This window comes from Pseudomonas sp. RGM 3321 (assembly GCF_022836805.1).
Classification (GTDB): Bacteria; Pseudomonadota; Gammaproteobacteria; order Pseudomonadales; family Pseudomonadaceae; genus Aquipseudomonas.
Genome location: NZ_JALHBH010000088.1, coordinates 45,455 through 61,669, shown reverse-complemented (window position 1 = coordinate 61,669; position 16,215 = coordinate 45,455). Strand labels below are relative to the sequence as shown.

The following is a 16,215-nucleotide window of genomic DNA, read 5'->3' as shown; positions in this document are numbered from 1 at the left end:
TTACGAAAGCCGATGTTGCCTTCAAGGTACGCTTTGACGACGGTGAGTTTGAATTGCTCTGAATACTTGGCCATTTGAACACCCCCATTAGGTCGGATTGGTGTCCAACTTCTTGGGGGCAGTCCACGGAGCGTGCGGAACGATAACCTCAACTATCGTGCGGCGCTCCGCGTCGCATGCCGTTCTGGACGCTCTGCGTCCGGTCTTGAGTCTGCGGCGCGGCGCAGATTTGTGACGCAGAGCGTCACGACAGGCATTCCCACGCGGAGCGTGCGGAACGATAACCTACCGGCTCCGCTTATCAAATCACCCGACATTGCGCGTCAAAAGCTCGGTAAATGCCTTGGCCATTGGTGACTGTTCGTCCTTGCGCTGCACCAGCCACACCGCGCTGGTCGCGCCGGGGTCGAGGACGTTGCGGTAGACCACGCCGTCGATGCGCATTCGCCGGTAGGATGCAGGCAACACGGTGACGCCCAAGCCTGCTGCAACCAGGCCGATGATGGTCATCACTTCGCCCGCTTCCTGAGTGATCAGCGGGCTGAACCCTGCGGCGCGCGCCAGGCTCAGGACTTGCGCGTAGATACCGCTGCCATAAGTGCGCGGGAAGAACACGAACGGCTCGGCGGCCAGTGCCGACATATAAATCCCGTCCTCGCTTTCTGCCGCCAGCGGATGGTCGGCACGCATGATCGCCACCAGCGGCTCGTTCAGCAGCTCAAACACCACCAACGAATCGGGTAACGCCAACGGGCGCATGATGCCGACCTGAATGGTCTTGTCTTCAAGCCCTGCTGCCACTTCCTGACTGGTGATTTCAGTAAGGGTCAGGTGCACATCCGGGTAAGCCTGACGGAAGGCAAAAATCGCCTGCGGAATGCTGGAAGTGAAGGGTGCCGACGAAGTAAAGCCAATCTTCAGCTCACCGATCTCACCCAGTTGCGCGCGCCGGGCGACGTCAGTGGCCTTGTCGACCTGTGCCAGCACCAGCCGTGCTTCGTCGAGAAACAGCCGCCCGGATTCGCTCAGCTCGACGCGCCGGTTGGTACGCTCGAAAAGACGCGTGCCCAGTTCCTGCTCCAGCGTCTGAATCTGCTGGCTGAGCGGCGGTTGCGAAATCCCCAGCGCCTGGGCTGCGCGGCCAAAATGCAGCTCTTCGGCGACCGCGATGAAGTAACGCAGATGACGCAATTCCATGCGGCCTCCATTAAGTCGTTTTACCTATCAAACAGGTCGAACAATATATTGGATGGAATGATTAGCGAGCTATATGATTTTTTCATTGCCTGCTCAACCGTGCCCCGAGGTCTTTGTGAACCCTGCCGTTGCCCCGCCCACCCCCGACCTGAACACCTCGTCCGTACAGTCGTCGACACTGCCGGGCGATACCTACATCGAGAAGAACACGCCACTGTTCAAACGCACGGCATTGGCGCTGTTCGCTGGCGGGTTTTCGACTTTTACCCTGCTGTACTGCGTTCAGCCGATGATGCCCACGCTGTCCAGCGAGTTCTCCCTGACTGCGGCACAAAGCAGCCTGATCCTGTCGGTCGCCACAGCAATGCTCGCCATCGGCCTGCTGATCACCGGGCCGATATCCGATCGGCTGGGGCGCAAGCCGGTGATGGTCATGGCGTTGTTCTGTGCCTCGCTGTTCACCATCGCCAGCGCCTTGATGCCCAGCTGGGAGGGCGTGCTGATTACCCGCGCTCTTGTAGGTCTTTCGTTGAGCGGCCTGGCGGCAGTGGCGATGACCTACCTGAGCGAGGAGATCCACCCCACCCATCTGGGCCTGGCGATGGGGCTGTATATCGGCGGCAGCGCCGTCGGTGGCATGAGCGGAAGGCTGATCGTCGGGGTGATGATCGATTATGTCAGCTGGCACGCGGCGATGCTGGTGGTCGGCGGGCTGGCGCTGATCGCCGCAGCGGTGTTCTGGAAGATCCTGCCGGCGTCACGCAACTTCCGCCCGCGCTCGCTGCACCCTCGCAGTCTGCTCGACGGCTTTGTCGTGCAGTTTCGCGATGCAGGCCTGCCGCTGCTGTTTCTCACCGGCTTCCTGCTGATGGGCGCATTCGTTACGCTGTTCAACTACATCGCCTACCGCTTTCTGAGCGCCCCCTACAACCTGAGCCAGGCCGTGGTCGGTGTGTTTTCCGTGGTGTACCTGTCGGGCATCTACAGTTCGGCGAAGATCGGCTCGCTGGCTGACCGCCTAGGCCGCCGACAGGTGCTGTGGGCCGTGATCGTGATGATGCTGGCCGGCCTGCTGCTGACCCTGTTCACCCCACTGCCACTGGTGATCGTCGGTGTGCTGATCTTCACCTTCGGCTTCTTCGGCGCTCACTCGGTGGCCAGCAGTTGGGTGGGACGCAGGGCCACCACCGCCAGAGGCCAGGCCGCGTCTCTGTACCTGTTCTGTTACTACGCAGGTTCGAGCGTGGCCGGCACCGGCGGCGGCGTGTTCTGGCACTACGCAGGCTGGAACGGTATCGGTCTGTTTATCGGCGTGTTACTGCTGATCGCCCTCGGCGTAGCGTTGCGGCTGGCAAGGCTGCAGCCGCTGGGGTCGAAGGTTTAGTCACACATCGGGCGATGGCGCATAGGGTGAGCCAAGGTACACTGGCGCATCCGCCAGTTCTGGTAAAGGAAACCGACATGCGCCTCGACCGCCTCCACCTGCAGAATTTTCGTTGCTACGAAGATGCTCATTTCGACTTCCAGCCGGGTTTCAATCTGGTGGTGGGGGTTAATGGCAGTGGGAAGACGTCGTTGTTGCAAGGGGTGGCTTGTTGTTTCGGGAAATTCCTCGCGAACATGGGATCGGGTAACTCACTCATCACTGAATCAGATGCCAGGTTCACCTTAGTAAAATCTGAAAACAGTGTTCATTTTGAACGTAGCTTCCCCGTCAGGTTGGCTGCCCGAGGTGATGCGTTTGGGTTCAACGATTGGCACGTATCACTTAAGCGGGATGGCAATAACAGTAATTCCAGCAACTTTGAAAGCATTACATCTCCAGAGAACCCACACCTCTCGGAATCGCTTGAAATTGATATGCCTGTATTCGCCGTCTACAGAGCCAATCGGGGCTGGCTGACCATGAATGTAGCCGCCGAGCAAGCTGCACAGAGCAAACCTTCAAGACTGGACGCCTATACCAACTGGTTCGACGCCTCCTCCAACTTGAAGAGTTTTGAGACCTGGCTCATCGGCAAGACACTGGAGCGCTTTCAAAGACTGTCCAGAACGGGTTTCTCTGGCGTTCTCACCGACGAACTCACCCGGATCAATTCAGCTATCCAGTGCGCACTGCCGGAGTCCAAGGGCATAGAGTACGACATGGAAATGCGGGGACTGATGGTGGACATGGATGACCGAAAAATCCCCTTCAACGACCTGAGCGACGGGCAACGCGGAATGGTCGCACTCTTCGCCGATATTGCTCGCCGTATCTGCCTGCTAAATCCGCACATGGGGAAGGATGTTCTAAGCAAGACAAACGGCATCATCGTGATCGATGAACTGGACATCCACCTGCACCCCGGCTGGCAACGCACCATTGCACCCGCGCTGAAAAAAGCATTTCCCAGCGTCCAGTTCATCGCCGCCAGCCACTCGCCACAGGTTATCGGCAGCTTACAGCCGGGCGAGGTCATCCTGCTGAATAACCATGACGGCTCTCACCCAAGAGCAACCTACGGCCTGGACTCCAGCAGCATTCTGGAAGAAGTCATGGGCGTGCCTCAGCGTGAGCCTGAGATTGAAGAGTTGCTCGATCAGCTATTCAGCACTCTGGAAAACAACGAGCTCGAAAAAGCCAGGTCGCAGCTTGATGCACTGAAGAAGAAGGCGCCCGATCTACCAGAGTTCGCGGGTGCCGAGGCGCTACTCAAACGCAAGGAGATCATTGGACGATGAGACGCATCATCAAAGGAACTGAGCCTGCGTCATTCACCGAATGGAAAGCCGGCGCAAGCGAAGACTGGACGCCTGCCTACCCAACCTTACCGAATCCGCAAAAACGCGATCTGCATGAAGGGTTGTTGCGAGAGCAGAACTTCTCATGCTGCTATTGCGGCGGAGAGATAGATCTTTGTAGCAGCCATATAGAGCATTTCAGGCCGCAGAAACACTACCTGCCACTTGCACTTGAATACAGCAATCTCCATGCGTCCTGTCTGCGTGACAAAAAAGCAGGCGGTGTGTTGCATTGCGGCCACTACAAGGGCAACTGGTTCGATGAAGACCTGCACATCTCTCCGACAGAGGACGATTGCGAACAGCGCTTCCGTTACTTGCTGACAGGGAAAATCCAGAGCACATCCCACACCGACCTTCCCGCCACGACGATGATCGAAAAGCTCGCACTCGATATCGCGTATCTGAGCAAAAGACGTCAGGAGGCCATCACGGGTGTGTTCGATGAGCAATTCATCTCCAGCGCAAGCGATGCGGAACTCGCTAACCTTGTAGACAGCCTGCGCTCGGGCACCGCTAATACCTCTATTGCTTTCGGCCATGTCGTTGCGCGCTATGCGGAGCAATTGCTGACGCAAGGGTAGGCCGCGCCAGCACCTTTCTCCCATTAGCGATGCACGACCCAAACAAGAAATTTATTTTCATATATTTGTTTATATTTCATTTTCGTGTAATTTATTTTCATCACGAAAACAGAGATAAAAATAATGAATACCTGTGATCGCCCTGAAACGCCCCTGCTCCACCTTATTGCGTCATCCCTGCCGAGTACCCCCGAGTCGCCTTCAGGCTGACGGCTTCAGCCGTTGGTGTTGCGCCCTCGCCTACCCACTTTGCAAGGAACCGTCGCCATGTCGCCGTCACCCGGTATTTCGCTATTGGTCTACGCCGCTGTCGCCATCATCGCCTTGATCGTGCTGATCGCGCGTTACCGCCTCAATCCGTTTATCGTCATCACGCTTGTTTCGGTCGGTCTGGCACTGGTTGCGGGAATGCCGGCCAGTGGCGTGGTCGCCTCTTATGAAGCGGGGGTTGGCAAAACGCTGGGGCATATCGCGCTGGTCGTGGCGCTGGGCACCATGCTTGGCAAAATGATGGCCGAGTCCGGTGGTGCCGAGCAGGTGGCGCGCACTTTGATTGACCGCTTTGGCGAGCGTAATGCGCACTGGGCCATGGTCTGCATTGCGTTTCTGGTGGGCTTGCCGCTGTTTTTCGAAGTGGGTTTCGTTCTGCTGGTGCCGATTGCCTTTACTGTGGCCCGGCGTGTCGGAGTGTCGATTCTTATGGTCGGCCTGCCGATGGTCGCTGGTCTGTCGGTGGTGCACGCGCTGGTGCCGCCGCACCCTGCGGCGATGCTCGCGGTGCAGGCGTATCAGGCGTCGGTAGGGCAAACCCTGTTCTACGCCATCCTGATCGGCATCCCTACGGCGATCATTGCCGGTCCGGTATATGCCAAATTCATCGTGCCGCGTATCCATCTACCGGCTGAAAACCCGTTGGCCAAGCAGTTTCTCGACCGCGAACCAAGAGCAAAACTGCCCAGTTTCGGCCTGACCATGGCGACCATTCTATTGCCGGTGGTGCTGATGCTGCTGGGTGGCTGGGCCAACCTGATCAGCACACCGGGCAGTGCGTTCAATGGCTTTTTGCTGTTCATCGGCAACTCGGTAATTGCGCTGCTGCTGGCCACCCTGCTGAGTTTCTGGACGCTGGGCATCGCTCAGGGTTTCAATCGCGACTCGATCCTGAAATTCACCAATGAGTGCCTGGCACCGACCGCCAGCATCACGTTGCTGGTCGGTGCCGGTGGCGGTTTGAACCGTATTCTGGTCGACAGCGGTGTCACCAACCAGATCGTTGGTCTGGCGCAGGACTTTCATCTCTCGCCCTTGCTGATGGGCTGGCTGTTCGCTGCACTGATGCGTGTGGCGACAGGCTCGGCGACGGTAGCAATGACCACGGCATCAGGGATCGTTGCACCAGTGGCGATGGGTCTGGGTTATCCGCACCCCGAGTTGCTGGTGCTGGCGACAGGCGCAGGCTCGGTGATCTTTTCCCACGTCAACGACGGCGGTTTCTGGCTTATCAAGGAATATTTCAACATGACCGTAGCGCAAACCTTCAAGACCTGGACGGTACTGGAGACGCTGATCTCCATCGTCGCCTTTGCTTTGACGCTGGGTCTGGCGCAGGTGCTCTAATTGGACATTCTGTACCAGATACGTGCCCGTCAGGATTCACTCAGCGCGGGAGAAGGCCGGATCGCCAGGCTGGTGCTCAGCGATATCGCCTTCGCCGCAAGTGCCAGTCTGGACGAGCTGGCCAGCCGCGCCGAGGTCAGCAGCGCGACGTTGTCACGCTTCGCCCGCAGTATTGGTTGCCGGGACCTGCGCGACTTGCGTCTGCAACTGGCCCAGGCGAGCGGCGTGGGCAGCCGATTTCTCAACCCTGAACCGGCCCCGGAGCAGTCGGCCTTTTTCACCCGGATTGTCGGCGACATAGAAGCCACTCTGCATCAGCACCTGGCCGGGTTTGATGAGTCGCGCTTTGCCGCAGCCGTAGCGTGCCTCAGCGATGCACGCATGATTCATGCGTTCGGCATGGGCGGTTGCTCCAGTCTGTGCAGCGAGGAGCTGCAAACCCGATTGGTACGTTTGGGCTACCCGGTGGCGGCCTGCCGCGACCCGGTGATGATGCGCATGATTGCGGCCACGCTTGGTCCGCAACACAGCCTTATTGTCTGCTCGCTCAGCGGGCGCACGCCGGAACTGCTCGACGCAGCAACTCTGGCGCGTAGCTATGGTGCGCGCGTGCTGGCCATTACCTTGCCCGACTCCCCTCTGGCGCAAGTGGCCGAGGTGGTGTTGCCGTTGCAAATTGCTGAGACCAATTTCATTTATAAACCCACCGCCGCGCGCTACGGCATGCTGCTGACCATTGATGTGCTGGCCACTGAACTGGCGCTGCTGAGCCCTGAAGACAATCAGGAACGGCTGCGTCGAATCAAGCTTGCACTGGATGAATACCGTGGCGGCGAAGACGGCCTGCCGCTGGGAGACTGAAGCATGATTTACGACCTGATCATTCGCGACGCGCTGGTCATCGATGGCAGCGATACGCCGGGAGTACGCGCCGATGTAGCGATTAGCGCCGGACGCATACAGCGTATCGGTAACCTGATCGATGCCACTACGCAGGAAGAGGTCAACGCTGCCGGTCGCGTGCTGGCCCCAGGTTTTATCGACGTCCACACCCATGACGACACGGTAGTGATTCGCAAGCCTGACATGCTGCCCAAGATCAGCCAGGGCGTGACCACGGTTATCGTCGGCAATTGCGGGATCAGCGCGTCACCGGTCTCGCTGCGCGCCAATCCGCCAGACCCCATGAACCTGCTGGGCGACGCGGCAGCGTTTGTCTATCCGCGCTTCGCCGACTATCGAGCAGCCGTGGATAACGCCCGGCCCGCCGTGAATGTGGCTGCTTTGATTGGTCATACGGCCCTGCGCAGCAACCACATGGATGACTTGTTTCGCAGCGCCAGCCCGGAAGAGATCGCCGCGATGCGCGAGCAGTTGCGCGACAGCCTCGAAGCCGGCGCGCTGGGTTTGTCGACCGGCCTTGCTTACGCTTCGGCCTTCTCGGCCGAGACCAGCGAAGTCAAGAATCTGGCTGAAGAGCTCAGCGCGTTCGGCGCGATTTACACCACCCACTTGCGCAGCGAATTCGAGCCGGTGCTGGAGGCGATGGCGGAGGCCTTCGACATAGGCCGCCATGCGCGCTCGCCGGTGGTGATTTCCCACATGAAATGCGCTGGCGCAGGTAACTGGGGCCGCAGCCCGCAACTGCTGACGGCCCTGGAAAAAGCTGCGCAGGACCATCCGGTCGGTTGCGATTGTTACCCTTATGCAGCCAGCTCTTCGACGCTGGACCTGAAACAGGTCACCGACGCATTCCGTATCACCATCACCTGGTCAACGCCGTACCCGGATCAGGGCGGCCGGGATCTACAGGACATTGCCGCCGACTGGGGGTTGTCATTGCAGGATACCGCACGCAAGTTGCAACCCGCGGGCGCGGTGTATTACGGCATGGATGAGGGCGACGTCGAACGAATCATGTCTCACCCGCTGTCGATGATCGGTTCCGATGGCCTTCCGGAAGATCCGTTTCCGCATCCGCGCTTATGGGGAGCATTCCCCAGAGTGCTCGGCCATTTCAGCCGCGACAAAGGGTTGTTTGCGTTGCACACCGCGGTACACAAAATGACAGGGCTCTCGGCAGCGCGCTTTGCCTTGCACGAGCGCGGCTTTATTCGCGAGGGCTATTGGGCGGATCTGGTGCTGTTCAACCCGCAAACCGTGCGTGATGTGGCGGATTTCAAAGACCCTCAGCGAGCGGCACAGGGCATTGACGGCGTCTGGGTAAACGGCCGATTGAGCTATGCCGAAGGCAAGCCGCAAGGCGAGCGACAGGGCAGGTTCCTGCCGCGCAGCGGTTCGCTGCTGGAGGGATTTGCAGGCAGGAAAGCGCCGACGTAATCGTCGGCGCTGAAAAGAGCCGATGCGCCCTGATGTATCGACGCACCGTCAGCCGGACAATTACTGGTGATACTGCGCCGACAACTCGTGTACTGCGTTGATGAACGCACCAGCATTGGCCGGGTCGACTTCAGGGGTGATGCCGTGTCCGAGGTTGAAGACGTGACCGGTGCCGCTGCCGTAGCTGGCAAGGATGCGTGCGACTTCCTGGCGGATGGCTTCCGGGCGGGCGTAAAGCACGGTCGGGTCCATGTTGCCCTGCAGCGAAACTTTGCTGCCGACACGCTGACGCGCTTCGCCGATGTCGCAGGTCCAATCCAGGCCCAGGGTGTCGGCGCCGATGTCGGCGATGCTTTCCAGCCACAGCCCGCCGCCTTTGGTGAACACGATAACCGGCACCTTGCGCCCATCGTGCTCACGAATCAGGCCGTTGACGATCTTGCGCATGTAAGCCAGCGAGAATTCCTGATAAGCCGCCGAAGACAGGCTACCGCCCCAGCTGTCGAAGATTTGCACGGCTTGGGCACCGGCCAAAATCTGACCATTTAGATACGACGTTACCGACTGCGCCAGCTTGTCGAGCAACAGGTGCATGGCTTGCGGGTTGTCATAGAGCATGGCCTTGGATTTGCGGAAGTCCTTCGAAGAGCCGCCTTCGACCATGTAGGTCGCCAGGGTCCAAGGGCTGCCGGCAAAACCGATCAGCGGCACACGGCCGTTGAGTTCGCGACGGATGGTGCTGACCGCGTCCATCACATAGCCCAGGTCTTTCTGTGCATCCGGGATGGGCAGTGCTTCGATGTCAGCCAGCGTGCTGACGGTTTTCTTGAAGCGCGGGCCTTCGCCGGTTTCGAAGTACAGGCCCAGGCCCATCGCGTCGGGAATGGTCAGGATGTCGGAGAACAAAATCGCCGCATCCAGCGGGTAGCGATCCAGCGGCTGCAGCGTGACTTCACAGGCGAACTGCGGGTTCTTGCACAAGCTCATGAAGTCCCCTGCACTGGCGCGGCTGGCGCGGTATTCAGGCAGGTAACGGCCTGCCTGGCGCATCATCCATACCGGCGTGACGTCTACGGGTTGCTTGAGCAAAGCGCGAAGGAAACGGTCGTTCTTCAGGGCAGTCATGTCGGCATCCGCAATAAAAGTGCCGGCATTTTCTCAGAGCGCGACGCAAAAGGCACGGCAAGAGCCGTGCCTTTTGTCTATAGGGGCGATTTGTTACGCAAATGCGCTATCAACGGCAGATCAGCATGATTTATTGAAGACCTTGTCAGCGGTCCTTTTTGTGAGGATTCCTGATGCTGTGGACTTTCAAAATCCCGTCTTTGGGCGGCTCGAACATCAGGCGCCAGGGACCAAGCCCTTTACCTCCACCCACACCGATAAGGTCCAGCGAATAAAGCCCGGCTTCCGATGGATGCAGTCTGCCCTTGCCTTCCAGCAGATATCTTTCAACGCTTTTCTTGACGGCAACAACAAGGTCACCCTGAATGATTTTGTCAGCCTTCTTGAAGGCGTTGCTCTCGAAGAATCCAGCAATATCCACCTTGAACCGTGTTTTTCTGCCGCTATTGATTGGCGATTCCGCGTCACTCCCCGAGTCATTGCCCGACGGTTTGACCTTGGAGTGCTTCTTGCCTCCACGTAACCCCACCGAGGCATGCACCCAGACACCTTGCTTATCAAGCTGGATCGGCAATTGATAATGCGCATCTGGACGCCGGGGATCGATCACCCTCCATGCTGCGGAGTCGGCATCGTATCTGACGGCATAGGTTTTACCTTTCTGCACTGCATAAAAGCGGCTTGGCGAACCTTCCTGAGTCTTTTCGTAAACACCTCTGTAAAATCCGTCGTCGCGAAATTTCAACCCGCCGGGCGTTTTTGCCACTGCCGTTTTCGGATCAAGGACAGAACGGCCGATGGATGTTGCCGACGATGTCTTGACCCTTCGTGCTCTGGGCAGCGTCAAGCCATCGACCAGCAACAACGCCGCCTGGACAAAATACAGCGGAGCACTCCCCTCTTCACCGACAGCCTTTGCGACGCCCTGCCAGATAGCATAAAAGCTGCGTAATGCGGCAATCGGCAGTCTGACCTTGAAAGGCGCGAAGGTGAGCACGATGTCACCAACGACTTTGGTGATTTCCCAAGCACTTTCCCAATAGGTTTCCCAGTTTGTATTGGTCTGTTCATCGACAGCAGAAATCACCCGCCCGACTTCAGCGTCATAGACCGCTTCCAGGAAACTCCCGATGCATGGCTGCAATTCAATGAACAGCGTCTCACGGGCAGCGGTCAATACATGCCTGACATCGGTTTGAGACGCCAGAGGCGCCCTGCTCACCAGATAGTCCAGCAGTCCTGGTTTGAGCAGTACCTGCCGCTGAAACTCCTCCGGGTCGCTCATTTCCCTGAAGCATATTCCGTCAGGAGCCTGCGGGGTAAAAGCCACCAGGGTGGCGACGCTGGAGCGCGACTCTGCGCCGATCATCAGTACACCGCTCAATGACACGTCATTGATGGATAACTGGCTGACCTGAATGCGATGCCCCTCCACCATTGCGCGGTCATCACTGTCAGTTGGGTGATCGAGCACGGCGGCAACCCATTTGTAGCCCCTGTTCGCCAGCTCGGGAGGAAGTCCTCCATCGCCCAGAAAGTCGCCCGCCATCTTCGCTTCGATCGCATCGAGGCGCATTTGTGCGCACATGACGCGTGCATAACGTTCACGGTGCCATTGTCCTGCAGCCGACGTGGACAGGACTGTGTTTAGATATTTTGAGTAATTTTCACCAATGTTCAAATCACTAATCAGGCCGAACAGATAACCGGCGTTGAGGAAACTGACCAGTTGCCCCTGCTCGTCAAACGCGCGACCAGTGAGTAGAAAGTTGATATTGGTGAGTGCGATGTTTTCCAGCGACAGATCTGTAAGGCTGCGCTCTTGCGTTTCGTAGTGCGGCTCCAGCTCAGAAGGGCCGACATATTCGTAATCCGGATCAATGAAGCCCGGATCAATCTCGATGCTGACGGTTTGGACGCTGATATGGTCGGGATCCACTGCAACACCGTGGTCGAGCAAGATCCGTTCTTGCAGCTTCTGACGCGCATATTTGCGTAATTGGTCGGGCTGTCCATAACCGGAAGGATTCAGCAGGTCAGGCGCCTGTGCTTCAAGCAAGGCCTGACTGTAGTCCTGCACCGCCACTTTCCAGCTTTGCTTTTCGACATCGGTCGCGTTCGCGAACCAATCAGGCAGAAACCCGATTTCGATTTCAGTCGGTTTATCGGGGTCGAACCAGCCACGATTTTCCTCGATCGCGCGCCGGGTCAGAACATCGCGCAAGCCCTGTACGTCCTGCTCGAATTGCATACCCAACGATGACCGCTCGTCAGCGTTCAATTGCGAGCTGATTGCCAGATAGAAGCTGTCAGTGCCCTGTTTGAATGAAGTTATCCCCCGTTGCCGGTGTCCTTTGCGCTGTAATTTCCGTAGTTGTCATGCAGCAGAACAATAGGGTTATCGCCAGTATCTGCCGGAGCGTAATTGCTGGCGTCGGCGTCGATGATCAGCACGTCTCGGCCCGATTCGGCCGCCAGCAATTTCCGAACGATACTGCGGGCCAGCTCATCCGTGTACGAATTGAAGCTTCGTGTTCGCGACAGGCCGTCGATAGCCAGACTGTTGCTCCACTCATCCAGCGAAATGTTCATTGCCTCGCCAAAGGCGTCCGGCATAACAAGATGGTTCAGGAAATCAGCCTCTTCCTGCTCTGTCAGTGGCATCTGCTCCAACAACTCTTCGAGACGTCCTGCCGGAACCTCGGGGCATAAGGCGCACAGCACGCTCAGGGCCGGAGAAAGCTGCGTCTGCTGACGAACCCACAGAGGCAGGAAAGGATTATGTGTACGGGTATCCGGCTGGCCCTTTGAGGTGCCTTCATCAGCCGCCACCAGCGCATCGAATAACAGCGGCCTTTGGTCATTTGCCAGCCCCGCTATTTGCCCGCGCAAGGTGACGATTCGTCCGCCATCACTATGACTGCCGGGAAAGTTGCCTCCCATTCCGACACTGGAACCTGCTGGCAACTGACTGAACACCCAGCGCAGCAACGGCTCGTCATCGGCGACCTGGACATTGTCCGGGACGATGTAAGCGTCGCCATTTTGCGTCAGGACAATGCTGTCTTGAACGACGCTTTCATCGCTACCTTTCGAAAAAACCGCGAGCACTTCATCGTTTTCGTTGTGAATTCTGATCGACAGGTCTGCTGGCCAGTCTGGCAACTGAACCAGCAAGGAGAACAGCGCGTCTTCACCGTCTTCAGGAAAAAAGTCCTTTTCTGTAAAGCGATCGACAAACTGGTCGATTATCCGGTCCGCGCGTTCTCGGGTCCGGTGTTCGCGTACGGCAACCGTGCTGGGCGTGAACCTGCCCGGCCCGAGAAGTTTCTGTTCAGTGAGTCGAGCAAGTTTGCCCATGGGTGCTGCTTTCAACATGGCTATTTCCTTATAGCAACATGGATGGAGGGAGTGCTTGTGCGGCAGTTGAACTCACGATGAAAGCGCAACAACGTGACGCTTTCCGGAAGCATTAACCGGAGGCTTGCTCAAGTGCATAAGCAAAACTGAGTAATTTGGCTTCGTCCCAGGCCGTGGAAAGGAAGTAAAACCCTCTGGGCAAGCCTTGGTCATCCAGCCCGACAGGCAGGTTTATTCCCGGATAACCCGCGATAGCGCCCGCAGATCCAAAAGCATTTGCTGACCAGTCAATGAGCGCGTCCAGTGCATTTCGTTGCAAGAGCCCATCAATCAATTGCCGATGAGATCCGCGCAACTCGGTTGCCTCGGCGAAGTAAGCCGCCTGGCTCGCAGGCTCGCCCGTGGCATCGATCAGGGTCTGCTGGTTATAGCCTTGCGGGGCAGGATTTTTGACGTTAAACGCAATCATATCCTCAAGTGTCTGTACGCTCAGACCCGTACGCGTTTGCAAGTACGCAGCAAGCTCACGCTTGAAGTCATACTGGAGCATTTCCCGCTCTGTGTAGCGATAAACAGTTGGAACGTCGACCGGAATCAATATCGCTCCGGCAGCCCGCAGATCACGCTTTATCTTCACGAATGCCGGATCATCGTCCATGAATCGACCATCTGGCATCTTGCTGGGATAACCCAGGCGTTTGCCCTGTAACGCGTTCTTTCTGAGATACCCAAGGTAGTCCACAGGATTACCGGGGACCTGGTAAGTGGCTCTATCGCGAGCGTCAGTGCCGCTCATCGCAGTCAGCATTATGGCCGCGTCGGTAACTGTTCGCGTCATTGGACCGGCCGTGTCCTGACGACTGGAGATCGGAATCACGCCAGCACGGCTGAGCAAGCCCAACGTGGGCCGCAGCCCTACGACTCCATTTGCGCTGGCAGGTTGAATGATCGAACCGTTGGTTTCTGTGCCTACTGCCAGAGGCGAAAAGCCGACGGCAACACCCACTGCTGAACCTGAACTGGAGCCACTCGTATCAGCACTCAAGTCATAAGGATTGCGCGTCTGCCCGCCCCGGCCACTCCAGCCGTTCGGTATGCCGCGCCCGCGAAAATTGGCCCACTCGCTGAGATTGGCCTTCCCGATGATGATCGCTCCGGCCTCCCGAAGCCGCTGCACCACAAAAGCATCGTACTGCGCCGGTTGCCCGACCAAAGCGGGGGAGCCGGCAGTCGTCTGCATCTTGTCGGCCGTATCGATATTGTCCTTCAGCAACACCGGGATGCCATGCAACGGCCCTCGGTGTTTTCCGTCAGAACGCTCCTGATCCAGTTGAGCGGCTATCTGCAGAGCATCGGGATTGACCTCGATGACAGCGTTAAGCTCTGGCCCCTTATTGTTCAGCGCTTCAATCCGCTGTAGAAAATCCTTCACCAGCCCGGCAGAGGTCAGGCTACCTGTGCTAAGGCGCTTCTGAAGCTGCACGCTGGATTCGAAATATACCGCCTTGTTTTCGATGATCGAAGCAAACCCCGGCCCATCGAAGAGAGCGTCTGGCTGATCGACCGCAAACGCGCTTGAAGCACTCAAGAGCGCAAGAAACAGGCAAAACCGAATGTTCATCACTTCCTTCCCTGGTAGAAACGCTCTTCCTGAGCGAGTTACACCGAGTCTAGGGAAGAAGTGGCAGGCGGGATGTCAGAGATATTGGCACAGTGCATACGAAGGGTAGACACTTGTTGTCGGGGTGTGCGTCAGCAACGACACCCCGGCAACACAGGGCTCAGACGCCCAGGTAATCCAGAATCCCTTCAGCCGCATTACGGCCTTCGAAGATAGCGGTCACCACCAGATCAGAGCCGCGCACCATGTCGCCACCGGCGAAGATCTTCGGGTTGCTGGTCTGGTGCTTGTACTGTGCTTGTTCCGGGGCCACGACACGGCCCTGGCTGTCAGTACTGATCGTGAACTGTTCGAACCAGGGCGCCGGGCTTGGGCGGAAGCCGAAGGCGATGACCACGGCTTCTGCCGGGATGATCTCTTCGGAACCCGGAATCGGCTCCGGGCTGCGACGGCCACGAGCATCAGGCTCGCCGAGACGCGTCTCGACCACCTTCACGCCTTCGACCTTGCCATCGCCCACGATGGCGATAGGCTGACGGTTGTAGAGAAACCTCACGCCTTCTTCCTTGGCGTTCTTCACTTCCTTGCGCGAGCCAGGCATGTTTTCTTCGTCGCGACGATAAGCGCACGTCACCGACTTGGCACCCTGACGGATCGAGGTGCGGTTGCAGTCCATCGCCGTGTCGCCACCGCCCAGAACCACGACACGCTTGCCTTTCATGTCGACAAAATCTTCCGGGGCCTTTTCAAAGCCCAGATTGCGGTTGACGTTGGCAATCAGGAAGTCGAGCGCATCGTGCACGCCTGGCAGGTCTTCACCGGCAAAACCGCCTTTCATGTAGGTATAGGTGCCCATGCCCATGAACACGGCATCGTATTCTTCGAGCAGTTGATCGATGGTGACGTCCTTGCCGACTTCGGTGTTGAGCCGGAACTCGATGCCCATGCCGGTGAACACTTCGCGACGATGGCTGAGCACGGATTTTTCCAGCTTGAACTCGGGGATGCCGAAGGTCAGCAGACCGCCGATTTCCGGGTTCTTGTCGAACACCACCGGCGTCACGCCGCCACGCACCAGCACGTCGGCACAGCCCAGGCCCGCAGGCCCTGCACCAATGATGGCGACGCGCTTGCCGGTCGGCACGACTCTGGACATGTCCGGACGCCAGCCCATGGCAAACGCGGTGTCGGTGATGTACTTCTCGACCGAGCCGATGGTGACCGCGCCGAAACCGTCGTTCAGCGTGCAGGCACCTTCACACAGGCGATCCTGCGGGCACACGCGGCCGCAGACTTCCGGCAGAGTGTTGGTCTGGTGAGACAACTCCGCCGCCGCGAGGATATTGCCCTCGGCGACCAGCTTGAGCCAGTTGGGAATGAAGTTGTGCACCGGGCACTTCCACTCGCAATACGGGTTGCCGCAACCCAGGCAGCGATGCGCCTGATCGGCGGACTGCTGGGGCTTGAACGGTTCGTAGATTTCCACGAACTCCTTCTTGCGTTGACGCAGCAGTTTCTTCTTCGGGTCTTTACGTCCGACGTCGATGAACTGGAAGTCGTTACTGAGACGTTCAGCCATTCTCTGGA

Annotated in this window: 10 protein-coding genes and 1 pseudogene; 6 read left to right on the top strand and 5 right to left on the bottom strand. The window is 58.1% G+C overall.

The window, feature by feature from the left end; translation table 11 throughout:
• Window positions 1-306: 306 nt before the first annotated feature.
• Entirely contained in the window at window positions 307-1,197 is an 891-nt protein-coding gene (locus RGM3321_RS03835) for a LysR family transcriptional regulator (RefSeq protein WP_244391672.1), read from the bottom strand.
• 115 nt (window positions 1,198-1,312) lie between these two features.
• Here RGM3321_RS03835 and RGM3321_RS03830 point away from each other — a divergent pair, with 115 nt between their 5' ends.
• The 6 genes from RGM3321_RS03830 to RGM3321_RS03805 all read left to right on the top strand — a co-directional run bounded on the left by RGM3321_RS03830 (window position 1,313) and on the right by RGM3321_RS03805 (window position 8,522).
• Window positions 1,313-2,581, top strand: a complete 1,269-nt coding sequence (locus RGM3321_RS03830; protein ID WP_244391671.1) for an MFS transporter — start codon at window positions 1,313-1,315, stop codon at window positions 2,579-2,581.
• 77 nt (window positions 2,582-2,658) lie between these two features.
• Window positions 2,659-3,921, top strand: a complete 1,263-nt coding sequence (locus RGM3321_RS03825; protein WP_244391670.1) for an AAA family ATPase — start codon at window positions 2,659-2,661, stop codon at window positions 3,919-3,921.
• Complete coding sequence (locus tag RGM3321_RS03820) at window positions 3,918-4,565, top strand: retron system putative HNH endonuclease (protein WP_244391669.1); 648 nt, start codon at window positions 3,918-3,920, stop codon at window positions 4,563-4,565. The genes RGM3321_RS03825 and RGM3321_RS03820 overlap by 4 nt, the downstream gene beginning before the upstream one ends.
• Window positions 4,566-4,832: 267 nt before the next feature.
• A complete protein-coding gene (locus RGM3321_RS03815) occupies window positions 4,833-6,182 on the top strand; it encodes a GntP family permease (protein ID WP_017700267.1) in 1,350 nt (449 codons plus the stop codon).
• Window positions 6,183-7,043 carry a MurR/RpiR family transcriptional regulator gene (locus RGM3321_RS03810; protein WP_244391668.1) on the top strand — a complete coding sequence of 287 codons (861 nt, stop codon included), beginning with the start codon at window positions 6,183-6,185 and terminating at the stop codon, window positions 7,041-7,043.
• A gap of 3 nt (window positions 7,044-7,046) precedes the next feature.
• Window positions 7,047-8,522, top strand: coding sequence for a D-aminoacylase (locus RGM3321_RS03805; protein WP_244391667.1), 1,476 nt, complete (start codon window positions 7,047-7,049; stop codon window positions 8,520-8,522).
• Window positions 8,523-8,582: 60 nt separating this feature from the next.
• Here RGM3321_RS03805 and hemE read toward each other — a convergent pair whose 3' ends face one another.
• The 4 genes and pseudogenes from hemE to RGM3321_RS03785 all read right to left on the bottom strand — a co-directional run bounded on the left by hemE (window position 8,583) and on the right by RGM3321_RS03785 (window position 16,207).
• Window positions 8,583-9,647, bottom strand: a complete 1,065-nt coding sequence (hemE, locus tag RGM3321_RS03800) for a uroporphyrinogen decarboxylase (RefSeq protein WP_005731000.1) — start codon at window positions 9,645-9,647, stop codon at window positions 8,583-8,585.
• A gap of 145 nt (window positions 9,648-9,792) precedes the next feature.
• A pseudogene (locus RGM3321_RS03795) lies at window positions 9,793-13,025 on the bottom strand (DUF6543 domain-containing protein).
• Window positions 13,026-13,119: 94 nt separating this feature from the next.
• Entirely contained in the window at window positions 13,120-14,628 is a 1,509-nt protein-coding gene (locus RGM3321_RS03790) for an amidase family protein (protein ID WP_244391666.1), read from the bottom strand.
• A gap of 160 nt (window positions 14,629-14,788) precedes the next feature.
• Window positions 14,789-16,207: an FAD-dependent oxidoreductase gene (locus RGM3321_RS03785; RefSeq protein WP_244391665.1), complete on the bottom strand. Its 1,419-nt coding sequence runs from the start codon at window positions 16,205-16,207 to the stop codon at window positions 14,789-14,791.
• Window positions 16,208-16,215: the final 8 nt, after the last annotated feature.

Excerpts from the sequence above, each read along its gene's own strand:
- RGM3321_RS03815 (WP_017700267.1), top strand. The coding sequence starts at position 4,833 with ATGTCGCCGTCACCCGGTATTTCGCTATTGGTCTACGCCGCTGTCGCC.
- hemE (WP_005731000.1), bottom strand. The coding sequence starts at position 9,647 with ATGACTGCCCTGAAGAACGACCGTTTCCTTCGCGCTTTGCTCAAGCAA.
- RGM3321_RS03790 (WP_244391666.1), bottom strand. The coding sequence starts at position 14,628 with ATGAACATTCGGTTTTGCCTGTTTCTTGCGCTCTTGAGTGCTTCAAGC.
- RGM3321_RS03835 (WP_244391672.1), bottom strand. The coding sequence starts at position 1,197 with ATGGAATTGCGTCATCTGCGTTACTTCATCGCGGTCGCCGAAGAGCTG.
- RGM3321_RS03820 (WP_244391669.1), top strand. The coding sequence starts at position 3,918 with ATGAGACGCATCATCAAAGGAACTGAGCCTGCGTCATTCACCGAATGG.
- RGM3321_RS03785 (WP_244391665.1), bottom strand. The coding sequence starts at position 16,207 with ATGGCTGAACGTCTCAGTAACGACTTCCAGTTCATCGACGTCGGACGT.
- RGM3321_RS03825 (WP_244391670.1), top strand. The coding sequence starts at position 2,659 with ATGCGCCTCGACCGCCTCCACCTGCAGAATTTTCGTTGCTACGAAGAT.
- RGM3321_RS03805 (WP_244391667.1), top strand. The coding sequence starts at position 7,047 with ATGATTTACGACCTGATCATTCGCGACGCGCTGGTCATCGATGGCAGC.